The organism is Halostella sp. PRR32, assembly GCF_034808085.1.
Classification (GTDB): Archaea; Halobacteriota; Halobacteria; order Halobacteriales; family Natronoarchaeaceae; genus Halostella; species Halostella pelagica.
On the sequence record NZ_JAXHGL010000001.1, the window covers coordinates 459,167 to 481,873 of the forward strand.

20 protein-coding genes are annotated in these 22,707 nt (G+C 64.2%); 11 read left to right on the forward strand and 9 right to left on the reverse strand.

The genetic code is table 11. From position 1 onward, the window contains the following. Window positions 1–78 precede the first annotated feature (78 nt). The 6 genes from SM753_RS02490 to SM753_RS02515 form a co-directional block, all read right to left on the reverse strand. Window positions 79–2,247 carry a glycosyltransferase family 39 protein gene (locus tag SM753_RS02490; protein ID WP_323190404.1) on the reverse strand — a complete coding sequence of 723 codons (2,169 nt, stop codon included), beginning with the start codon at window positions 2,245–2,247 and terminating at the stop codon, window positions 79–81. Beyond that, the gene (locus tag SM753_RS02495; protein ID WP_323190405.1) at window positions 2,247–3,380 is read right to left on the reverse strand and encodes an ABC transporter ATP-binding protein; all 1,134 of its coding nucleotides are present in this window, start codon (window positions 3,378–3,380) and stop codon (window positions 2,247–2,249) included. The genes SM753_RS02490 and SM753_RS02495 overlap by 1 nt, the downstream gene beginning before the upstream one ends. After that, complete coding sequence (locus SM753_RS02500) at window positions 3,370–5,025, reverse strand: iron ABC transporter permease (protein ID WP_323190406.1); 1,656 nt, start codon at window positions 5,023–5,025, stop codon at window positions 3,370–3,372. Before SM753_RS02500 ends, SM753_RS02495 begins: the two co-directional genes overlap by 11 nt. 7 nt (window positions 5,026–5,032) lie before the next feature. Next, window positions 5,033–6,190, reverse strand: coding sequence for an extracellular solute-binding protein (locus SM753_RS02505; protein ID WP_323190407.1), 1,158 nt, complete (start codon window positions 6,188–6,190; stop codon window positions 5,033–5,035). A gap of 43 nt (window positions 6,191–6,233) precedes the next feature. Further along, window positions 6,234–7,406: an alpha-1 4-glucan-protein synthase gene (locus SM753_RS02510; RefSeq protein WP_323190408.1), complete on the reverse strand. Its 1,173-nt coding sequence runs from the start codon at window positions 7,404–7,406 to the stop codon at window positions 6,234–6,236. A 90-nt stretch (window positions 7,407–7,496) separates the two neighbouring features. Then, window positions 7,497–8,138, reverse strand: coding sequence for a MaoC family dehydratase (locus SM753_RS02515; RefSeq protein WP_323190409.1), 642 nt, complete (start codon window positions 8,136–8,138; stop codon window positions 7,497–7,499). A gap of 207 nt (window positions 8,139–8,345) precedes the next feature. On the opposite strand from SM753_RS02515, the gene SM753_RS02520 reads away from it, so the two are divergent. From SM753_RS02520 to SM753_RS02550, 7 genes are all read left to right on the forward strand, one after another. Then, a complete protein-coding gene (locus SM753_RS02520; RefSeq protein WP_135534519.1) occupies window positions 8,346–8,672 on the forward strand; it encodes an AbrB/MazE/SpoVT family DNA-binding domain-containing protein in 327 nt (108 codons plus the stop codon). Next, window positions 8,665–9,150, forward strand: coding sequence for a hypothetical protein (locus SM753_RS02525; RefSeq protein WP_323190410.1), 486 nt, complete (start codon window positions 8,665–8,667; stop codon window positions 9,148–9,150). The genes SM753_RS02520 and SM753_RS02525 overlap by 8 nt, the downstream gene beginning before the upstream one ends. Window positions 9,151–9,188: 38 nt before the next feature. Further along, window positions 9,189–9,737: a poly(R)-hydroxyalkanoic acid synthase subunit gene (locus SM753_RS02530; protein ID WP_135534521.1), complete on the forward strand. Its 549-nt coding sequence runs from the start codon at window positions 9,189–9,191 to the stop codon at window positions 9,735–9,737. Next, entirely contained in the window at window positions 9,734–11,266 is a 1,533-nt protein-coding gene (gene phaC, locus SM753_RS02535) for a class III poly(R)-hydroxyalkanoic acid synthase subunit PhaC (RefSeq protein WP_323190411.1), read from the forward strand. Before SM753_RS02530 ends, phaC begins: the two co-directional genes overlap by 4 nt. A 131-nt stretch (window positions 11,267–11,397) precedes the next feature. Further along, complete coding sequence (fabG, locus tag SM753_RS02540) at window positions 11,398–12,141, forward strand: 3-oxoacyl-[acyl-carrier-protein] reductase (RefSeq protein ID WP_323190412.1); 744 nt, start codon at window positions 11,398–11,400, stop codon at window positions 12,139–12,141. A 290-nt stretch (window positions 12,142–12,431) separates the two neighbouring features. Then, window positions 12,432–13,583, forward strand: coding sequence for a thiolase family protein (locus SM753_RS02545; protein WP_323190413.1), 1,152 nt, complete (start codon window positions 12,432–12,434; stop codon window positions 13,581–13,583). Further along, a complete protein-coding gene (locus tag SM753_RS02550) occupies window positions 13,580–13,942 on the forward strand; it encodes a Zn-ribbon domain-containing OB-fold protein (RefSeq protein WP_135534525.1) in 363 nt (120 codons plus the stop codon). Before SM753_RS02545 ends, SM753_RS02550 begins: the two co-directional genes overlap by 4 nt. Window positions 13,943–14,020: 78 nt before the next feature. On the opposite strand, the gene SM753_RS02555 is transcribed toward SM753_RS02550, so the two are convergent. Further along, a complete protein-coding gene (locus SM753_RS02555) occupies window positions 14,021–14,920 on the reverse strand; it encodes a helix-turn-helix domain-containing protein (protein ID WP_323190414.1) in 900 nt (299 codons plus the stop codon). Window positions 14,921–15,093: 173 nt separating this feature from the next. Here SM753_RS02555 and SM753_RS02560 point away from each other — a divergent pair, with 173 nt between their 5' ends. Together SM753_RS02560 and SM753_RS02565 are read left to right on the forward strand one after the other, a co-directional pair. Then, a complete protein-coding gene (locus tag SM753_RS02560) occupies window positions 15,094–16,974 on the forward strand; it encodes an ABC transporter ATP-binding protein (RefSeq protein ID WP_323190415.1) in 1,881 nt (626 codons plus the stop codon). Further along, entirely contained in the window at window positions 16,971–18,866 is a 1,896-nt protein-coding gene (locus tag SM753_RS02565) for an ABC transporter ATP-binding protein (RefSeq protein WP_323190416.1), read from the forward strand. Before SM753_RS02560 ends, SM753_RS02565 begins: the two co-directional genes overlap by 4 nt. 9 nt (window positions 18,867–18,875) lie before the next feature. On the opposite strand, the gene SM753_RS02570 is transcribed toward SM753_RS02565, so the two are convergent. After that, on the reverse strand, window positions 18,876–19,514 hold the full coding sequence (locus SM753_RS02570; protein WP_323190417.1) for a hypothetical protein: 639 nt from the start codon (window positions 19,512–19,514) through the stop codon (window positions 18,876–18,878). 285 nt (window positions 19,515–19,799) lie between these two features. Here SM753_RS02570 and SM753_RS02575 point away from each other — a divergent pair, with 285 nt between their 5' ends. Beyond that, the gene (locus SM753_RS02575) at window positions 19,800–20,465 is read left to right on the forward strand and encodes a hypothetical protein (protein ID WP_323190418.1); all 666 of its coding nucleotides are present in this window, start codon (window positions 19,800–19,802) and stop codon (window positions 20,463–20,465) included. A 137-nt stretch (window positions 20,466–20,602) separates the two neighbouring features. Here the strand turns inward: SM753_RS02575 and SM753_RS02580 are convergent, their stop codons facing one another. Beyond that, window positions 20,603–20,797, reverse strand: coding sequence for a cold-shock protein (locus tag SM753_RS02580; RefSeq protein WP_128476257.1), 195 nt, complete (start codon window positions 20,795–20,797; stop codon window positions 20,603–20,605). Window positions 20,798–20,912: 115 nt separating this feature from the next. Here SM753_RS02580 and SM753_RS02585 point away from each other — a divergent pair, with 115 nt between their 5' ends. Then, entirely contained in the window at window positions 20,913–22,679 is a 1,767-nt protein-coding gene (locus tag SM753_RS02585; protein ID WP_323190419.1) for a DUF87 domain-containing protein, read from the forward strand. Window positions 22,680–22,707: the final 28 nt, after the last annotated feature.

A 22,707-nucleotide genomic window follows, 5' to 3' on the forward strand; every position in this document is an offset into this window, starting at 1 on the left:
GGGTCCGATTATCTTTCCGAAGTTACAGCCGACAGTATGAGCCGTCGGACGGGTTGCCGGCGCGGTCGGCAGGCCAGTTCACCGACCGCCGACAGCCTCCGCCTCCTTCGTCCGGAGCGTACTGTTGATACTCGCGCCGTCGACGCGCGTCTCCGGCCGGTCCGGGAGGTAGGTGCCCTCCGATCCGCAGTCCATGACCAGATTGCACACAGACCGTTCGGGCGGCCAGATCACCTCGACCGTTTCGTCGCCCGTCCGGACTGAAACGTCCTCGCGGTAGGTGATGGACGCCCCGCCCCGCTGGATCATCGTCACTGTCACCGCGACGTTCTCGCTGCCGTCGACCGGGACGAACTCGCCGTCGCCGACGACCCGGGTCAGATTGTCACCGGTCGCGCGAACGCCGCGGGGCGTCAGCTCCCACTCGACCGCGAGTTCGTCGCCGAGTCGTTCCCGGTCGACGGCGTACTCGTGTACCGTTCCATCGGATTCGACTCGGACCGTCACCGATTCGACCGCGCGGATGACGCCGACCCGCGTCACCCCGTCGAACGCCGCCGCTTCGCGGACTCGAAGGCGTTCGAGTTTCGGATCGACCTGCTCAGACGGGTCCGGAGTCCACTCGCCCTGATACGCGTAGCGGTAGAGCGTGCGGTTCGAGTAGGCGTCGACTACCGCGAAGTCCCCGCTTGCGGACCTGTCGAGGGCGTACACGGCCTCCCCGCCGAAATCGGGGTCGTTTCGGATCGACTGGAATGGATGGTTGAGCCAGTCCCCGTACGGTGTGGGGACGAACACCAGCGCGTTCTCGAACTCGGCGTTCTCGACCGGCGCGTACGCCCGCTCGTACTTCTCGGTGTGGGCCGCGTTTCGCTCGACGGGGCCGTCGATGACGGAGCGCTCCGCGACGCCGACGGCGGGAAGGGTGACGACGAGGACCAGCAGGAGCGATAGTTTCGCGTATCGCGTCGGAAAGCGGTTCGCGGCCGCGGAGCGGAGTCGTCGCCACCCGCCTACGGCAGCGCTGGCGGCGAACGCGGACAGTGGGAGGAGCAGGTCGAAGTGATAGAACGGTCCGAAATGAGAGATCAGGCCGTCAGTCGGGTCGTCGAACGTCGCGAGGACGTTGTAGTTGCCCCAGAAGAGCACGTTGCCCGCGACGACGGTGACGAACAGCCCCGCGAGAACGGTCCGAAGTTCGAGGTCAGACAGCGGGGTGTCGGGAGTGCCGCCGCTGGTCTCCCGTCGGGACCGCCGACTGTGCCGGAGCGAAGTGAGGAGGCGCGCGACGCCAGCCGCCGCCAGGAGCGTTCCTATCGGTCCGGCGACCGCCCACCGCGTCGCGAAGTACCACAGCACCCAGGCGTTCGCACGGAGCGCAACCGCCGGCGTGTACCGGAGATCGTGGCTCAGTATCTTCCGGTGGCCGAAGCCGAGACCGTCGAGCGGGGCAAACGCCTCGTACGGGAACAGGAGCGCTGACCCCGTCATCGCGGCGTTGTAGGAAAGCGACAGTCCGACAAACGCGAGTCCACCGGCCGCGATCACTGCGTCGAGCCGAACCCACTCGCGGATATCCCACTCGTCGCGGGTCCCGGCCCGGTACAGCGTCAGGAACGCGTGGGCGATAAACGGCGCGGCGAAAAGCACCGCGGTGTACGGCCGGGCGAAAAACGCCAGGCCGACCGCGACGCCCGCCAACGCGGCGTATCTAGCGCTCCGTTCCCGCACCGCGCGGACGTACGCCAGCGCGAACGTCCAGTTTAGGAGCGCCGTCGGGGCGTACGGGAGGAACACGGACGAAGTCAGCAGAAACAGCGGGGCTCCGAGGAGGGCGAGGACCGCGACGACGCCAGTCCGTCGGTCGTACGCCTCGGCGGTGAGACTGTAGGCAAGTACGGCGTTTCCGGCGGCGACGACGGCGAGGGCGACGCGGAACTCGCCGGTCAGCGCCTTCGCCGTCGCGAACATGGCGGCGGGGACGGGGGTGTACTTGGGATAGAGCCGTCCGCCGTCGTCCACGAAAAACCACGGGCGAACCGCGTCCGGGACTGCCGGAGAGAGAGACAACTGCCCGTTCAGTAGCATCTCGGCCTGCTGAAGATAGACACCCTCGTCGTGGTTGTTTGAGTGATACGGGAACAGATCGTTCGCGACGAGGAACACGACAGCACCGGTTAGCACCGCGAGCAGCGCCGCGACCCGCGCCGGGGTGACGTGGTCACGGAAGCCGCTCGCGGGCGACATCAGCGTTGTGAGGCCGGGAACCAGGCCAGGTCGTGGTTTGCATCGAGTTCGACCGCCACCCGCGTACCGACGGCGACCTGGTCGGTGTGGTCGTGCATGCACTCTAACACGTCGCCGTTGTCCAGTTCGACGCGGTACAGTACCGTCGGTCCCAGATATCTGCGGTGGACAACCTCGCCGTCGGACTGGTCGTCGGGCGCGGGTGACGCCGTGAGGTCGTCGGGTCGGGCGAGAACGTCTAGCTTCGTCCCGTCGTACTCCTCGGCGAGGCCGTGGATGCGGTCGCGAGAGAGCGTCCCGAGTCCCGTCTCTACCTCGTCGCCGGTGACGAATCCGGAGAGGAAACTCGCGTGACCGAGGAACCCGGCGACGAAGCGGGATTCGGGGTGTTGGAACACCTGTTCGGGGCGGTCGATCTGCTCGATCCGCCCGTCGTTCATCACCGCGACGCGGTCGCTTATCGAGAGCGCCTCCTCCTGGTCGTGCGTGACGGAGATGGCCGTGACGCCGGCGTCTTTCAGGATCCGCCGGACCTCCTCGCGCATCTCGACGCGGAGGTCGACGTCGAGGTTCGAGAACGGTTCGTCGAGCAGGAGCATCTCGGGTTCGGGGGCGAGCGACCGGGCGAGCGCGACGCGCTGTTGCTGGCCGCCGGAGAGTTCGTCGGGGTGGCTGTCGCGGTGGGCGTCGAGGCCGACGAGGTCGAGCATCTCGTCGACGCGGTCCTCGCGTTCGCTCTCCGGGGCGTCCTTCAGGCCGAAGGCGATGTTCTCTTCGGCGGTCATGTGGGGAAACAGCGCGAACTCCTGGAACACGACGCCGACGCCTCGCTGTTCGGGCGCGACGAAGTCGCCGTTGCCTGCCACTGGTGCACCGTCGAGGAGAACTTCGCCGCTGCCCGGCCGTTCGAGCCCGGCGATGAGGCGGAGAGTCGTCGTCTTGCCACATCCCGACGGACCCAGGAGCGTCAGTATCTCACCGTCGGTGACCGACAGCGACAGGTCGTCTATCACCCGTTCGTCGCCGTAAGTCTTGCAGACGCCGTCGAGTTCGAGAACCGTCTCCGCCGTCGAATCCGGTTGACTCGTCCCCTCAGTTTCGGACGACCCCTGCGTGAACGTGCTATTTGACATCGTACCCCTCCTGTGAGATTATCACGAAGATAGAGAGCGCCGAGATGGCGACGAGCACGAGCGCGGGGACCGCGGCGTCGCCGTAGTAGCCGTCTTCTTGCATCTGCCAGATGTAGGTGACGAGGGTTTTGTAACCGTGTGGTTGCAGCATCAGTGTTGCCGGTAACTCCTTCATCGTCGTGAGAAAGACCAGCGCCGCGCCGCCGAGCAGTCCGGGCGCGGCGAGCGGGAGCGTCACCGCGCGGAACGCGCCGACGGAACTCCGTCCGAGCGTCCGGGCCGCCTCCGGAAGTGCGGGATTGACCTGCAGGAACGAGGCCCGGGTCGATCCGACGGACTGGGGCAGGAAGCGAACGACGTACGCGAAGATGAGAAGCGGGAGCGTGAGATACAGGTCCGGAAAGAGGTTGATACCGAGGAAGACGAGTGCGAGCCCCATCACGACGCCCGGCACCGCGTAACCGACGTAGGTCACGCGTTCGAACAGGTCGCCGAGTCGGGTGTCGTATCGCGCCGACAGGTACGCGACTGGAATGCCGGCGAGCGTCGCGATCAGCGCGGCGGCGAGCGACACGTCGATGGAGTTAGCGACGTACTCCAATTCGAAGGGAACGCCGCTCCCCGTGGCACTGCCGCGGAGCAGCCACATGCCGAGCGTCCCGATAGGAACAACCAGTGCGAGTCCGACGACGGCAAGCGGAAAGGCGAGGACGGGCCACCGCCACCGGCCGAGTCTCACTCGGCTGGCGGCCTGCCCGCCCCGACTGCTGTGAAGCGTATCGTCGCCGCGAACTCTGGATTCGACGGCGAGGATGAGTACAGTCACTGCGAGCAACTGGAGCGACAGCACGGACACGAACTCGGCGCTGTCCGCCCAGCGGGTGTAGATGATACGTGTGAACACGTGGTACCGCATGATCTGCGGCGTGCCGAAATCGGACAGCGTGTACAGCGCGGTGAGTAGCGACCCGGCGGCGACAGCGGGCCGGATCTGGGGGACGACGACGCGCTTGAACGCCTCCCACCGACTGTGTCGGAGGGTCCGTGCGGCGTCGACGAGACTCGTGTCGAGCGTCTTCAGCGCCGCGCGGGACGTGATGTACACGTATGGGTAGGTGTACAGCGTCAGCACGAGCACCGTACCCTCCAGACCGTAGATCCCGGGAAGCTCCTCCACACCGAGGGGGGCGAGAAGCGACTGCACTTGTCCCTTCGGCGAAAACACCGAGACGAAGGCGAACGCGCCGATGTAACTCGGAATGACCAGCGGCAACATGACGGCGATAGTGAAAAACCGTCGGAACGGGAGGTCCGTCCGAACGGTAAGATACGCTAAGGGGACGGAGATGAGGATGGACGCGGCCGTCACACAGACCACGAGGACGACGCTATTTCTCAGAACCCGTATCGACGCTGGTTCGAGCAACAGCGAGAGCGGGTCCAGAACCCCGAGCCAGGTCGTGGGGTCAGCCAACTGGACCGGCTTCGAGGCCCGGAACGCGGTGTCGAACAACCAGTACAGCGGGAGCACGGTGGCCGCGGCGATCGCACCGGAAAGCAGTGTCAGTCCGACCGGTCGCGAGGACGCCGAACGCCCGGAGTCGGTCGGATCGTCGGTCGTGGTCGTGCCGTTGTCCGTTTCCATGATGACGTTACACGTCGATCCCGGCCTCGCGCATCAGGTCGAGGGTGGGACCGATCTCTGATAGTCGTGTCAGGTCTAACTCCGGCGGGTTCAACTTGTCGATAGTCGGGAGTTCCCCGACGGGTTCAACCTCGGCGATCAGCGGGTATTCGAACGTCCGAACGGCGAAGTACTCCTGGGCTTCGGCCGACAGGAGGTGTCGGATGAAGTTCGCAGCGAGATCTGACTGGTCGGTGGCGCTGACGACCGCCGCGCCCGCAACGTTGAAGATGGTGCCGGCATCGCCCTCGGTGAAGGCCGTCGCTATCGGCGGATCGTCGCGGTTGTCGACCACGCGCTGGATGTAGTAGTGGTTCGTGAACCCCGCGCCGAGTTCGCCGTCGGCGATGCGGCGCGCGACGGTGAACTCGTCGGAGTACGGTTCGACACCCTGGTCGATCATCCCCTCTAGCCAGGACCTCGCTTCGTCCTCGCCGTTGAGGATCCGCATTGCCGTGACGAACGCCTGAAACGACCCGTAAGAGGGGGCCCAACCCATCGAGTCCTGGAACTGGTCGGCGTCCGGAAACGCGAAGATGTCGTCCGGGATGTCGCTCTCTGAGAACTGGTTCGTATTGTACGGGATCGTCCGTGCGCGACCGGATGTACCGACCCACTGGTCGTCGTCGTCGCGGTACACGCTGTCGACTTTCCCGGCCACGTCGTCGGGGAGCGTCGCGGCAAGGTTCTCGTCGGCGAGAAGTCCCAGAGCACCGGCGTTGACCGAGAAGAAGACGTCGGCGGGGCTCGCCTCACCCTCTTGGCGGATCTGGTTCACCAGGTCCGTCGAACTGTTGTAACGAGGTTCGATCTCGAAGTCGTCGTACGTATCGACGATGTAGGAGATGAGTTCTCCGACGAGCGGCTCTCCGCGGCCGGAGTATAGCGTCAGCGTCCCGCTCAGGTCGGGCATCTCGCTCATCGGCGTACCGCCCGGCGCGTCCCGTCCCTCGCGCCCGGATCCGATCAGTCCAGGTTCGTCGTCGCCGCCACTGTCCTCGTCACCCGAGAGAAGATCGAGAGCGGCGCTACACCCGGCGAGAGACGCCATCCCTGCGGCCCCGGTGCCGGCGAGGAACCGGCGTCGGTTCGCCGTTCGACCGTCGGCTCCGTCGTGTCCGTTCATACATAGATTTAGGCCGGCCTAAATCATATATACCTACCGATCCTCAGTCGTCGGCGGTGGCCGGAGCCGGGGCCTGTGCGTCCAGCGGATCGAGGGCGTTCAGGCAGTCAAGCCAATCGCGCATGTACTCGCCGACGTGGGTGAAGAACTCGCCGTTCTCGTACTCGTCCCAGTCGCCCTCGGCGAGCGCGGTCGCCATCGCGTCGAAGGCGTCGGCGTACGACTCGGCGTCGTCGCCAACCTCGTCGACGACCGTCCAGAGGTGTTCGTTCAGTTCGAGGCCGGGCACCTCGTTGTTCAGGTCGTCGAACGTACTGCGCGGTGCCTTGTTGTGTTCGCAAAGCGGTGCGCCGTTGTAGATCCGCTTGCCGAGAGCGTCGCAGGCGCGCTTGAGGAAGACGCCGCTCCAGATGTCGTCGAAGCGTCCAACGTTCCAGGGATTCTCGTCCATCGGACACTGGTAGAACGCGGGGACGACTTCCCGGCGGAAGGCGAGGTTCATCGAGCAGACCGTGAGGTAGTTCCCTCGTGCCGCGACGAAATCGCTTCCGTAGTCCTCCGCGCTCGTGCGCGTCTGGGCCTGTCCCCGAAGGTCGCCGTCCATCAGAATGCGGACCGCGTCGAGGTCGGGAACGTTCGTCCAGAGGCCCTGCGAGGCGACGACCTCGCCGCGGGCTATCTCGGCGGTGTCAGTTTCGACCGTCTCGTCCATCGCGGAGTAGGGGTAGCCGCGGGGGTAGAGACCGTGTTCGTCGAAGTTCTGATAGAGGACGTTTACCCACCGCTCGTCGGAGGCGACCGACTCTATCTCGCCTTCGTACGCCAGGTTCGTCAGGTGGCGGCCGAAGAAATCGTCGTCCTCGTGGGGGAGCGTGTCGTCGTCGATGAAAAAGCCGTAGTCGAAATCGTGGGCCCACATGTAAAGCAGTCCGAAACTCGTCTCCGCGTGACTCGCCGCGGGGACGAGATGCGAATACTCCGCGATGCCCCGGGACTCGTACCACTGGTCGCGACGGGTCCCGTCGAACACTTCGCCGGAAACGCCTTCGTCGTCGAGCATCGCCTCCATCGCCGCCGTGTCACAGAAGTCCTCCGTGACGAGCAACACGTGAAGCCGGTCGAGATCGAACCCGTGGTCCCGGGCGTTCTCGAAGTACGCCCGCATACACTCGTACTCGCGGATAGTCGGGACGATAACGCAGATGTCGCCGTTCATCAGTTACGACGAACTCTTTAGGCCAGCCTAAAATAACTGATCATCTCGGTTCGACGCTTCCCGCGACGGACCGGCCGCGGAGAATCGGCCTTATCGGTCTTCGGGCAAGTCGTCGATGAGGACGACGGCTTCGCCCTCGATGACCTTTTTCTCCTGGTTCTCGTCGGTGATGATCGTCGACAGTCGGAACTGGTTGTCTCCCAGGTCCTCGATGATTTCGACGGTCGCGGTTATCCGGTCGCCGATGTTCACCGGCCCCGTAAACTCGAGGTCCTGGGATAGATAGATCGTCAGGCCGGGGAGACGTGCCAGTGCAGCGCTGATGAGTCCGGACACGAGGGTCCCGTGTGCGATGCGTCCGCCGAACCGCGTCGTCTCGGCGAACTCGTCGTCGAGGTGGAGTCGGTTCGTATCTCCGCTCGCACGCGCGAAATCGTGAACGTCGTCGTCGTCGACTTCCTTCGAGAAGCGTACCGTGTCGCCGACCGTGATGTCCGCGGCGTTCTCTACGGAGCGCTCGGACTCCCAATCGGCCTCGTCATATTCGACGGACGAAACGGACGCTGGCCGCCGGTTCGTCTCGTCGGCGTCGACCTTTCTGTCAGCGTCGAACGCTGTGAGGGCTGCAGTGTTAGCCGCCGCAGCACTCTTGAAAAACGAACCCGTCATCTGGGCCCACGCGTTCGTCATCGTCGACAGCGGGGTTGTCAATTCCTGCGAATGATCGCTCATGGACAAATCCCCCTTTGCGGTTGACTGTTAAGACTTCTTTGGCTGTTCAGCACGATAATCAAACCGAAATCTGACTCGAAGGATCCTACACGCGCCTTAACGCCCTCTCCGACGTAAGTCCACGTTCTATGGCGCCCATTGGTATTGGATGGTATCAGATGGTATTCAGCGGAACTCTTATGTGGAATGGCGTAGTACGTACTGTCGATGACGGAGGACGACGACGACCGCAACGGAATGCCCTGGTCGCCCGCCGCGTTCGCACGGCAGATGCAACAAGCGAGTGAACACGCCGCCGAATCCCAACAGGAACTGTTCGAGCAGTTCCTCTCGGCAAACGCCGGTGGAGTCACCGGAGCGGCCGATCTCGGTCCGATGAGCATGGGAACGGCGACGTTCAAGACACGTGTTCAGAGCGGCGGCCGGATCAGCATTCCCGATGCAGAGCGCGAAGCCCTCGACATCCAGGAGGGCGACATCGTGCAGACAGTCGTCGTCCCCGTTAAACGCAACCGAAGTGATACCAATGAGTAACAACAACCCCATCCAGACCGCGTTCGAATTCCAGCGCACCGCCGTCGAACAGACCCAGCAGGCCGCCCACGACGCCGTCGAGGCACAGCGGACCGCGTTCCAGACGCTCGCCGAGAACCTCGACACCGTTCAGGCGCTCCAGAGCCAGACCAACCAGATGAGCCAGGAAGCCGCCCACGCGTACCTCGACGCCGTCGAGGCCGCCGTCCCCGAGGACGCTGCGCCCGAAGACGCCGCGCAGTTCGACGACCTGCGTCAGATGATCGACGACGGTTTCGAATCCGCCGACGAGGTTCAGGCTGACGCCTGGGACTCCTTCGACGACATCGTCGACGAAAGCGTCGCCGCGTTCGACGAGTACGCCGACAACTACACCGAAGCCGTCGACACCACCTTCGACACCTTCCTTGACGCTCACGAAGAGGTCGAGAACAACGTCGAGGGCGTCGCCGACGACTTCGACGTCGCGGCGAACTAGAAGCGACCCTTTTCACCGACGACCCCGTTCTTTCCAACATGACAGACTCATACACCCCCGATGCGGCCGCACAGAACTGGAACAGCTTCGTCGAGCAGATGAACGAGCAGTTCATGGACGCCTTCGAGCAGAACGTCGAAGCGCAGGCCGAGTTCGTCGAATCCTGGACCGAGACGCTCGAAACGAGCATCGACGACGACGAGATGACGGAGGGCGTCAAAGGCTATGCCCGCGCCTACGAAGCCTGGATGGACGCCGCCCAGCAGATGGTCGACCGCGTCAACGACTCCGCACAGGGCGAGGACGTCGAGGTCGAAGAGTTCCGAGACATCTGGCTCAACACCGCCAACGAGGCGTTCAAGGAAGCGATGAGTACGACGGCCTTCGCCGCCGCGACCGGCGAATCAGTGCAACAGGCGCTCGACATCCGCCAGCAGGCCGACGAGGCCGCCGAGTCCACGCTCCACGACCTCGGCTTCGCCACCGAGGGCGATATCGTCGAGATAGGCGAGCGACTGGTCGAACTCGAACGCCGCCAGCACGCAGTCGAGCAGAAACTCGACCGCATCATCGAGGAACTCGAATGATGAACCCCTACGCCGACGCGATCGATCTCCAGCGCAAAGCCTGGGAGAACGCCACCGAGGTCGTCGAGAAGGCGAGGTCTGCGCCCGAAGCGGGCGAAACGCTCTCCGACGTCGACGTCGGCCAGACGCCGAAGGAGATCGTCTACGAGGAGAACAAGCTCAAACTGTACCACTACGAGTCGAGGACCGAGGAGCAACACGACGTTCCGATCCTCATCGTGTACGCGCTGATCAACCGGCCGTACATCCTCGACCTCCAGCCCGACAGGTCGGTCGTCCAGACGCTTTTGGACAACGGGTACGACGTCTACCTAATCGACTGGGGCGAGCCGTCGAAGATGGACGCCTCGCTCACGCTCGACGATTACGTGGACCGCTACATCGACAACTGCGTCGACGAGGTTCGCGACCGCTCCGGCCAAGACAGCATCAACATCCTCGGCTACTGCATGGGCGGTACGATGAGCGTCATGTACTCCGCGCTCCACCCCGAGAAGGTCCGTAACCTCGGGCTGATGGCCGCCGGTCTCTGTTTCGCAGGCGACGGCGGCGTCCTCGAACTGTGGGGTGCCGAGGACTACTACGACCCGGAGAAGGTGACTGAAACGTTCGATAACGTCCCCGCGGAGTTCCTAGACGTCGGATTCGCGCTGATGGACCCGATAGCGAACGGTATCACGAAGTACGTCCGCCTCTACGAGAACATCGAGGACGAGGACTTCGTCGAGAACTTCGCCCGGATGGAGGAGTGGCTCGGCGACGGTATCGACGTCGCGGGCGAGACGTACAACCAGTTCCTGAGCGACGTGTACCAGCAGAACAAGCTGTACGAAAACGAACTCTATCTGGACGGGAAACACGTCGACATCGACAACATCGAGATGCCCGTGTTGCAGATAGTCGCCGAGTACGACCACCTTATCCCGCCGCAGGCCTCCAAACCGTTCAACGACGTCATCCCGAGCGACGACGTCACGACGATGGAGTTCCCGACGGGTCACATCGGGATGTCCGTCTCTTCGAGTTCGCACGCCGAACTCTGGCCCGACGTCTGCGAGTGGTTCGAGGAGCGCTCGCAGGTCGAGGAGGACCTCCCCGGCGAGGAGCGCTCAGACGAAGAGATAACGGAACTCGGCGAGGAAGACATTCAGGACGAACCCGCGGAACCGGGTGAGATGCACGTCGACGAGGAGGCCGTCGAGGAAGTCGTCGACGGCGAAGAGACAAGCGCCGAAGCGACGACCGACCCCGAGGAACCGGACGCCGCCCTCACGGAGGACGTCGACAAAGACGAAACCGAGGCTGAGGACATCGCATCGGACGGTACACACGTCGAGTCGTCGTCGACTCTCGAAGACATCGAGGGCGTCGGCCCGTCCTACGCCGACGAACTCCGTGGGGCCGGCGTCGAGAGCGTCGCCGACCTCGCTGCGGCGGCTGTCGAGGACGTCGCTGCCGACGCGGCCGTGCCAGTTAGCAATCTCGAAGACTGGATCGATCAGGCGCAGTCCCTGACCGACGGGCAGTAGTTTCGCCTCATTTTTCGTCCCAGTTGGGGGAATCCTTATACGTAGACTGGTTGACTGTGCAACTAGAGTCGGGCGTGGCCAGCGGTTTCGGACCGATTCGACCGACCTGGCCACCCCTACCGTTTCCAACCATGTCAATGGACGACCGCACGTGTTTGATCACTGGATCGGGGCGAGGAATCGGCCGCGGTATCGCTGAACATTTCGGCAAGGAGGGTGCGAACGTCGTCGTCAACTACCGCTCGTCCGAGGCGTCCGCGGTAGAGGCTGTCGACGCGATCAAGGAGTCAGGCGGCGACGCTATCGCCGTACAGGCGGACGTCACGGACCGCGACGAAGTCGACGCGATGCGCGAGACCGTCCACGAGGCGTTCGGCCCCCTAGACGTGCTCGTAAACAACGCCGGCATCACCAAAGACACTCGCTTCACCAAGATGTCTCGCGACGAGTGGGACCAGGTGATGAACGTCAATCTCGGCGGGACGTTCAACTGCACGCAGGCGTTCTACGACGACATCTGGAACGCCGACGAGGGCAGACTAATCAATATTTCTAGCATCGTCGGCAAGCAGGGCAACTTCGGACAGGCGAACTACGCCACCGCGAAAAGCGGCCTGTTCGGCTTTACGCGCACCATGGCGCTGGAACTCGCCAACGGCGGTTCCACCGCGAACTGCATCGCTCCCGGGTTCACGCGCACCGATATGTTAGAAACCGTTCCGGACGACGTGCAGGAGAAGATCATCGCCGAGATCCCGCTTGGCCGCTTCGCCGAGATAGAGGACATCGCCGCCACGGTCTGTTTCCTCGCCGACGAGGATTCCTCGTATATCACCGGCGAGGTACTCGACGTCAACGGCGGGATGGATCTGTGACCACGAGCTTTTTCCCACTCGGGTGTCCTCGCGCGCCTCCGGCGCGCTGTGGGCACCCTCGCGGCAAAAAGCTCGGCCAAAAAGGCCGCTCTCACTACGTTCGCGCGGCGAAACGGCGGCGAAGCCGCCGTACATTCGTTGCCCGCAAGCCTGCCCTTCCCCGAGTTGCGCGGCGCTCGCCGGAGTGGCTCGCGCCGCGCTCCCGGCCGTCTTTGTTTTAGTTCCCATGTGATCTATCCTCGTCTGCCCCATCACCGACATATAAATCATTGCCCCGTGAGCGTTCGTGTATGGAACGCGTAGCGATAATCGGCGCGTCGATGACCCAGTTCGGGCAACGCGACGCCTGGATCCGCGAGTTGCTCGCGCAGGCGGGGGAAGCGTGTCTGGACGACGCGGGGGTCGAGGGCGACGACCTCGACCATCTGTACGTGTCGAACATGGCGAGCGGGGAGTTCGAGGGGATGACTGGCGTCCCGAACGCCCTCGCTCACGACCTCGGTGCGATGCCCGCCTACACCCAGCGTGTCGACCAGACGAGTTCCAGCGGCGGCGCGGGAACATACGCCGCCTGGCAGTCGGTCGCAAGCGGCGCGAGCGACCTCACCATGCTCGTCGGCGGGGAGAAGATGACCCACAAGACAACGGCGGAGGCGACCGACGTCATCGCGTCGCTGACCCACCCGGTCGAGTACAAACACGGCGTCACGCTCCCGAGTTTCGCCGGGATGACCGCGCGACACTACCTGGAGAAGTACGACGCGCCGCGCGAATCTCTGGCCAAGGTCGCCGTCAAGAACCACGAGAACGGCCTCGACAATCCGCACGCGCAGTTCCGGAAGGAGGTCGACCTGGAGACGGTTCTGGAGTCGCCGATCATCGCCGACCCGCTCCGGCTCTACGACTTCTGTCCGATCACGGACGGCAGCGCCGCTCTCTTGCTCTGTCCCGAGTCCGTCGCGGCGGAGTACACCGACGACTACTCCGTCATTACCGGCGTCGCGGGCGCGACTGACACCCACGTCGTCCACGAACGCGACGACCCGACGACGATGGGCGGCGTCGTCGAGAGCGGGCGAGAGGCTTACGAGATGGCCGGCCGCGACCCGGAGGATATCGACGTTGCGGAACTCCACGACATGTTCACTATCCTGGAGTTCCTCCAGATGGAGGGGCTCGGCTTCGCCGAACCGGGCGAGGCGTGGACAGCGGTCGAGGCGGGGAAAACGGAGAAAAACGGCGAACTCCCGATCAACACCTCGGGTGGGCTGAAGTCGAAGGGCCATCCGCTCGGTGCCAGCGGCGTCGCACAGATATACGAGATACACAAGCAGATGACCGGCAACGCCGGACCGCGGCAGGTCGAGGCCGACGTGGGTCTCGCCTGCAACGTCGGCGGGTTCGGCAACTGCGTCACCACGACTATTCTGGAGGAAGCATGAGCCTGAACGCACACCGCTGTCCGAACGGCCACGTAACGTATCCGGGCCACACTCGCTGCCCGGAGTGCGGCGAGAAACAGGTCGAGACGGTCGACCTCAGCGACCGAACTGCGGAGGTCGTCACGTGGACGAAAAGCACCGCGACGCCGCCGGGCGTCCGCGAACCCAACACGCTCGCTATCGTCGAGTTCGAACTGGACGACGATTCCGTCCGCGCGCTCGGCGGGGCGACGACGGACGAGATAGAGACCGGCGATACGGTCGAACCCGTCTACGTCGACGAGGTCCGCGACCCCGATGCAGGCATCCGGGAGCCGGAGAGCCAGGAGTGGGACGGGTATCGCTTTGAACCGGTCTGAGGACCGTTTTATCGGTCCTTTCCCGGTTCAAAGCGAGTCAGGTTCGAACCGGTCTAAGGCGGTTTATCGGTTCTCTCTTCACCGGTCGGTGGTGTGACGCTGCACGTTTCGAACCGTCGCGTCCGGCGCGATTTCGGCGGTGATGGTTTCGCCCTCGTGCGCGAAGATGATCTCCACCCTCGGCGGGTCGTTCGCGACGATCTGGGAGTCGAAGCGGTCGAGGCGACTCCACGCTCGGGACGGGTGCCCGGAGAGCAGGTCGAGGCCGTGGTCCAAGAAGAACCCCTCCACCTCAGGATGATGGGTCACCAGGGTCGAACCGGAGAACCGCATTCCCCCGCCGCACTGCCGGCATTCGAAGGTGATCTGTGTGGGCTTCGGGTCGGACTCAGTACCGCCGGGAAGCCGTTCGAGCCTCCCGTCCACGCGGCCCGCACAGACGTGACAGAACCCGGCGGTGGTCTGTTGGACGAGGTGACGTAGCCACCGCGCGAACGCCGCCGGGAGTTCGTCGCGGTCGAACTGGTCGAGACTCCCTGGCGGAAACGGGAACACGGCACCCTTCTCGCACGCTCGACAGTGAATGCGAGCGTGCTCTCTGAAGTACTCGGCGACCATCGCGCCGCCGCACAGAAGGCAGTCCCAGTCCAGCGGGATCGCGTCGACAGTCGCGTCAGCGGTGTAGGTTCCCGCGAGCATCGCACCGACTATCTGCTCGCCGGCGTGCGTGAGTTCGTAGTCGCCGTCTTTCCGGACGAAAGAGCCGAGTAGCTTCTCCAGGTGGTAGTTGAAGTTCCCGCTATCGTCGATGTCCGCCCGCTCCCGGAGTTCCGAGAACGACAGCGGTTTCTCGGGCGTTTCGCCGAGCACGCGGAGTATTTCGATGCGCACGCCGTTCCCGAGCAGGCCGAACACGTCCTCCGGCGACCGCCGTTCGACGGTCACAGAGTCGTCTTCGGCCGGCGGTTCGTCGAACATGTTCCAGTTCTCAGCCCTGCCGATAATCAATCTGTGGTGAGGGGGCCGAAGGTCGGTCGCGGAGAACGCAACGCCAGTGCAGACGGCCATAGTTGTATTATACTTTACAGTAACGCTCTACAGATTACGTTTATCTCGATGCAGTCGCTGTATCGGAACCACCCCTCGCAGATATGACTCAGTCGCAGTCTCCAGTCGGCTACGTCCTCGACAGGTTCGCGAAACCGCGATGGCGGCGGTTTGCGCTCGGTATCGGCCTGCTCGTCGCGGCAGTGTTCCTCCAGCGCGTCCCGGCGCTCGTCGTCGGTGTCGCTCTCGACGCGCTCCTCCTGGGAAGCCAGTCGTACACGCTTCCATTCGTTCCTTCGGCGTGGATCCCGGCCGCTCCGGCCGGGCAAGCCGTACTCACTGTGAGCGTTCTCGGTACTGCCGTCGCCGCGGAGAGCGCCGCCAAGTGGTACGGAAGCCTCGTGTACGAAACGGCCTCACTGCGGACGCTGCACGAGATCCGGGTCGTTGTCTACGACACGGCTGCGTCGCTACCGATGCCGTTCCACGACGACCGGGACCGCGGCGACGTCCTGAGCGTCGTCAACGACGACGTCGATAACCTCGGGGACCTGTTCGCGGGCGGCCGCGACGGTCTGCTGTACGGCGGTAGCCTCGTTAGCGCGTTCGCGTTCATGGTCGCCTTGAACTGGCAGCTCGCGGCGCTCCTCTTGGTGGTGCCGGTCGCGCTCGTGGCCACCGCCCGCGTCTACGCCGCGCTACTGGAACCGCGGTACGACGCCGTCCGCGAGAGCGTGGGGGCCGTCAATGCCCGAATCCGAGACGCGATCCAGGGGTTGAGCACGGTGAAAGCGTTCACGGGCGAATCCACTGAACGCGCCCGGGTCGCCGACGCCTCGAACGACTTCAGGGAGTCGAAGTGGGCGGCGATCCGACTCCGCGTCGCGTACAACGGCATCTCGTGGTTCTCGGGGACCGTCGGCATCTGGGGGCTGTTCCTCCTCGGCGGCTACTGGGTACTCGCCGGTCCGCCCGCGTTCTTCACGGCGGAGCTGTCTGCGGGCAGCCTGCTCACGTTTCTCATCTACGCCGAGTCGTTTCTCGATCCGACCCGCAGGCTTGCTGTCCAGGTCGTCGACAAGGTCGAGAGCGCGCAGGCGTCCGCCCGGCGCGTCGCCGAAGTACTCCGACATGACACCGAAACCGAGGACGTCGACGCGTCGGAGATAGACGTGACTGCGGGGCGCGTGGAGTACGACGATGTTAGCTTCGCGTACGAGAACGCTGACCGCCAGGGCGGGCAGGACGGCGGGACGCTCGCCGATGTCTCGTTCACCGCCGAACCGGGGGAGTTCGTCGGCGTCGTCGGGCCGACTGGGGCCGGTAAGTCTACCCTTCTACAGTTGTTGTTCCGGTTCTACGAGCCGGATGCGGGGACCGTGCGTGTCGACGGCCAGGACGTCACGACCGCTGACCCCGCGAGTCTCCGGGAACACGTCGGGTACGTCAGTCAGACGCCGTATCTGTTCCCCTGCACCGTCGCGGAGAACGTCGCGTACGGTGACCGCGACCCCGACCGCCGAGAAGTCGTCGCGGCGGCGGAGGCGGCCGACGCCCACGAGTTCGTCACGGACCTCCCGGACGGCTACGACACCGAGGTCGGGGAGCGCGGGGCGAGCCTCTCGGGCGGGCAGCGACAGCGCATCGCTATCGCCCGCGCGCTTTACCACGACCCCGAGATACTCGTCTTCGACGAGGCGACCAGCCACGTCGACAACGAGACCGAAGCCGCGATCAAGCGACGCCTCTCGGCGTCGTCCGGCGACCGAACCGTGTTTGCGATCGCTCACCGCCTCTCGACGGTTCGGGATGCTGATCGCATACTCGTCCTCGACGACGGGGAGGTCGCGGAGTGCGGTACCCACGACGACCTCGTCGCTGCCGGCGGCGTCTACGCGACGCTCTGGCGCATCCAGACCGGCGCTATCGCCGCCGCCAGGGCCGACGATACTCGCGGGCAAGCCGAACCGGAGGCGGTCAAATGACGGACGACACGACCGCCGACATCGCTGACGATGCGTCCGCCAACTACCCGCTACTGAGACTGATACGCCGGTACGGCCGAGCGGATAGCCACTATCTCGCGGCCGGCGTCGGGTTCGACGCCGCGAAATCGTTCATCGGATTCGCGGACGTCTTCATCGTCGGACTCGCCATCGACGCGCTGTTCAACGGCCAGCCGCTCGCGCTGCCGTTACTCCCCGACGCCTGGACGCCCTCGGACCCGCTCCCGATGCTCGTGTTCGTCGGTGCGTTGCTGTTCGCCGTAAACGCCGTGACCGTCCTCGGCAGCTCCCTCGCGGAGTTCAGTTCCGGCGTGTTCGCCCAGCGGCTCCTCCACCGGATCCGCGTCGACACCTTCGACGCTTCCCTGGACCGCGGACTCGACTACTTCGACACTCACCGCACTGGTGACGTGATGAGCGCGCTAAACGACGACGTCAACCAGCTTGAGACGTTTTTTACGGTGTTGCTCGGTGCAGCAGTCTGGATCGCCGTCACGCTCGTCGCCGCGCTCGTCTACATGTCCGTGCTGAACTGGCAGCTCGCGGTCTTCGTGCTTGCGTCCGGCCCGCTGGTCGCGGCAATCAACTACCGGTTCGCGCGGAGGCTCGAACCGCTACAGGACGCCGTCAGAAGAGAGCGCGGCGGGTTGAACGCGCACCTCGAAACCAGCCTCGACGGCGTCGGCGTCGTGAAGGCGTTCACCGCGGAGGACCACGAGCGCGACCGCGTCGAAGACGCCTCGCTGAACCACTTCCGTGCGCGCTTCCGGGCCAAGCGACTGGCGGTCCGGCAAGCGCCCCTGAACCGTCTCGTCGCGGGCGCGTGGTTGCTCGCGACGCTCTCTATCGGGATCTACTGGATACTCGTGGAGCCGCCGTTCGTGTTCTCGGGGCCGTTGACCGCCGGCGAACTCGTCCCGTTTCTGTTCTACATGGAGCGAGTCACGCTCCCGCTGAAGAACCTCAGCGGAGTCATCGACGGGTACAAATCCGCGAAAGCGGCCGCAAAACGTATCGACGGCCTCACGAGCGGCGGGGAGCGCGACGGCGACGAACGCCGAACGGACGCCCGAGAGAGTGAGGACGGCAGCCCCGGGGACGACTCCGTAGCGGTCGAGGACGGTCGCGTTCGCTTCGAGGGCGTGACGTTCCGCTACTCGGACGACGACCAGCCTGCGGTCGAGGACGTACGTTTCGGCGTCGATCCCGGGGAGACAGTCGGGATCGTCGGCGCGACTGGCGCGGGGAAATCTACGGTCGTGAAGCTCCTGCTCGGACTGTACGACCCCGACCGCGGAACCGTGTCCGTGGATCGCGAACCCGTCCGGAACGTTCCGGGGCGGCGTCTCCGGGACGCCGTCGGGTACGTAAACCAGGACTCGTTTCTGTTCAACGGTACCGTCCGGTACAACGTCGCGTACGGCGCTGATGACGACGTGTCCGACGAGCGGGTCCGCGAGGCGGCGCGTCTGGCAGGCGTTCACGACGACATCGAGGCGTTACCCGCTGGCTACGACACCGAGGTCGGCGATCGCGGCGTGAAGCTCTCGGGCGGTCAGCGACAGCGTATCGCCATCGCACGCGCCGTCGTTTCCGACCCAAAGATACTCGTCCTCGACGAGGCGACCAGCCACGTCGACACGGAGACCGAACGGATCGTCCAAGAACGGCTCAGAGAACTCGTCGAAGACCGCACGACGTTCGTAGTCGCACACCGGTTATCGACGGTGCGGACGGCCGACCGTATCCTCGTGCTCGACGACGGCGAGATCGTCGAGCGGGGCACGCACGAGGAACTGCTCGAACACGACGGTGCATACGCTACCCTCTGGAACATTCAGGTCGGGACTATCGATGCCCCTTCCGGCTGATCGCTCCGGTTACTCCTCGCCGTCCTCGCCGTCCTCGCCCTGATCGCCGTTCCCGTCTTCCCCGCCGTCGTCTCGATACTGGTCGCGCAAGGAGTCGAGTTCGGCGTCGACATCGACCTTGACTCCTCGGTCGAGTTCCTCGTCGTCCGCGTCCGTGTCCGCGTCCTCGTACTCGTCGAGTCTGTGGTCCTCCTCGGTCGCCTCGCGGAGGCGACGGTCTATCTCGGCGCGGAGGTTGCGGGCGTCTTCGAGGACGGGACGGGCGGGCGAATCCTCGGGGAGTTCCCCCGACTCGATTGCAGTCTGGAGGTCGGCGAGCGCGCTATCGACCCGTTCGAGCGTGGACTGACTGAGGTCAGCCGCGCGGTTGCGGGCCTCGGTACCGCGCTGGCGAGCGTTCTCGCCTGTTCGTGCCAGCCGGATCGCCTGCTGAAACGCCTCGAGGATCCGGATGTTCGCCTCCAGAACGGCGATGACGGCGGGGAGAGCCGCCTCGTCAGCGAACCGGAGTACTTCACCGGGACGGGGCGGACGGGGGAGCCCCAGCGGACCGCGGGGCGGCTCCACGTCAGTTCTGAGTTCGCGGAGGGCGTCAGCCAGATCTTCGGCTGCCCGGGCGATGTCGTCGTCGGGCGTCGCATCGCTCATACGCTTGCTTCGGTCGGCACTGCCAAAAACCGACTGGTCGGGGCGTGTCTACAGCCTCGGAAACGGCCGTTTCCCCGGGTCTCGGCCCCAATCCTTCGAAATCGCTTGACAGCGGCAGCCATTGCCTGTTTCCACGATTTGAACCGGATCCCGCTCGCCAACTAATACAGTCCAAGCAGATTTAAGTCGTATCTGAAGAATTCCAGAAAGCTATCCAGCATAGACATTCCGATAAAAAATTTGGCCGCAATATTTATTGTATCCTGTTCTCTATTTACTGAAAGAATGCACACCGAGCATGGTGGGGGTGTTCCGGAGAGTACGGCTTTCTCTCAGGAACTAGCGGCGCTGAAACGGGAGGGGAGCAACATTCTATTGGTGGGTAACGAGTGCCAGGATTCCCACGTCCTCGCCTGCCGCCGTCTGCTCGGTGACGCCAGCGACGACCCCCGCCATCGACTGCTCGTTTTCACGGATGGATACGACGCCCGCGAACGCTTCTCTGACGGTGCCAGCGACAACACGAGGGTCATCTTCAAGCAGGTTGAGGAACCAACTGCGGATCCCTGTTTCGAGGAGTCGGTCGTCGACAGCCGACTCCTGAGCGCGCTCGGCAAGGAAATAATCACATCGATAGACGAATTCGAAGAAGGAAACGACGGCCTCGACCCGGGGCAACTCCGGATCTGCGTCGACTCGCTCGTCTCGCTACTCGACAATCACTCCCCCGAAAACGTGTTCCGCCTGCTCCACATGGTGACATCGCGCGTCAGGCAGGCGTCGGGAATGGGGCATTTCCATCTCAGCGTCGACCGAGACTCGGACGCCGTCCACCTCCTCGAACCGCTGTTCGACGCTATCGTCGAGGTTCGGACCGAGGGCGAGGTGACCCAACACCGCTGGCATCTCCGCGACGGGGAAGTGTCCAGCGGGTGGATCAGACTCGAATAACGGTTAGTGCGATACTCGGAAGGAAACGGCCCTGTCGGACACGCGTCGCGACGCTGTTCCGCAGCCGAACTGCCGATACGGTAGGCTAACGGTCGTATGAAATACTGTGTTCTCTCGCCGATTCTCTCCGGGTTCGTCTACAGCCGTTCGAGGTTTTTGGCCCGCGGGCCTTTGTCCGCCTGCTCTATCTCGAACTCGACTTCCTGTCCCTCTTCGAGGTCAGGTCCGCCGATGTCCTCCATGTGGAAGAACACGTCTTCGTCTGCGTCCTCTGTATCGATGAAACCGTAACCGCCAGTGTCGTTGAAGAAATCGACCGTACCTTTCGCCATTGCACGAGAAAAGAGGGCGCGCTTACTAATAATACTTTCCTGCGGACCGGAGGTGTCCGGCCGTTGCGGAGACGCGAAGTTCTTTACGCTGGGAGGAGACAGGGGCAACGAGCGAATGACTGAGAGCCAACACGTCACCGTCGGTGAGCTTCAGGCGGCGGACGACGACCACGGGACGGACGTCACATTGCCGGTAGTGCAACTGCTGACCGGCCGCGGGTTCGTCACCGGGAAAAGCGGTAGCGGGAAGAGTAACACCGCGAGCGTTATCGGCGAAGAACTACTCGAAGCGGGCTATCCGCTCCTGATCGTCGATACCGACGGTGAGTACTACGGGCTGAAAGAGGAGTACGAACTCCTTCACGCGGGCGCGGATGAGGAGTGTGACATACAGATCGGCGCGGAACACGCCGAGAAGATAGCCACGCTCGCTCTGGAGGAGAACGTCCCCGTCATCCTCGACGTATCGGGCTACCTCGACGAGAGCGAGGCCGACGAACTCATCCGCGAGACCGCGCGGCACCTGTTCACGAAAGAGAAGAAACTGAAGAAGCCGTTTCTGCTCGTCGTCGAGGAGGTCCACGAGTACATTCCGGAGGGCGGCGGCCTGGGCGAAACCGGCCAGATGCTCATCAAGATCGGTAAACGCGGACGCAAGCACGGGCTAGGGATCGTCGGCATCAGTCAGCGCCCGGCGGACGTCAAGAAGGATTTCATCACGCAGGCTAACTGGCTAGTTTGGCACCGCCTGACCTGGGAGAACGACACCAAGGTCGTCGGTCGGATCGTCGACAGGGAGTACGGCGAGATGGTTTCGGATCTGGGCGACGGCGAGGCGTTCCTCCAGACGGACTGGACCGAGGCTGACGTGCGTCGGATCCAGTTTCGACGGAAGCGCACGTTCGACGCCGGAGCGACGCCCGGACTAGACGATTTCGAACGGCCGGAGCTCAAATCCGTCAGCGAGACGCTGGTCGGGGACTTACAGGACATCACAGAGCAACAGGAAAAACAGCGTAACCGCGTGGCCGAGTTGGAGTCGAAACTCGAACGGAAGGACGAACGGATCGCCGAACTGAAAAGCGAACTGGAGTCCGCCCGCGACGTCTCCGCCGCCGCCAGGAAGATGGCCAACGCCTTCCGACACGGCGACGTCGAACCGGAGGACACACAGCAGACGGAGTTGCCCACGGGCGATGCGGCCGAGCAGCAGCGCGAGCGGATGGAGACGCTCGAATCCGACCTCGGCGACGCCCGCGACCGAATCGCGGAACTGGAGGCGGAGAACGAGCGGCTACGGTCGGAGAACGAACGGCTCGCAAAGCAGGCGGACAGACCTGAAGTCGACGCGCTGGAGGACCGCGTCGACGAGCTAGAAACCGCGCTCGCGCGAAAGGAGATTAAACTAGAACAGTACCGCGAGTTCGCTGACCGTCAGCGACAGTCGAACGAGGCCCCGTCGCCCGGTACGTCGACCGACCTGTCATCCGCCGGGTCGGCTGGTTCCTCGACTACCGCGTCGGCCGACCCCGCAACGAACGAGAAACGGGCCAACCAGGCCGCCCGGCACTCCGATGACGGCGGGAGCACGACGGACGACGATATGGCGTTGCTTCGCTCCGACCCGGTTAGCCGACGAATCGCGTTCGCCCGCCGGGAGTCGCTGTGTAACGAGGACTACGCCTGGGACGTTCTGACGCTGCTCGCGAGCAACGGCCCGCTTGGGTCCCGGGAGATAGAACCCCGCGTGGACGCGCAGATGGAGTCGGTACGTAGCCTCCTCACCGAACTCCGAACGGATTCGCTCGTGACGCGCGACGGCGACGGACGCTACGATTTCGACCGTTCCCGGCTGCGTCGCATACGGCGAGAAGAATCCTGATGACCGCTGCGCGACGGACGATCCTGGG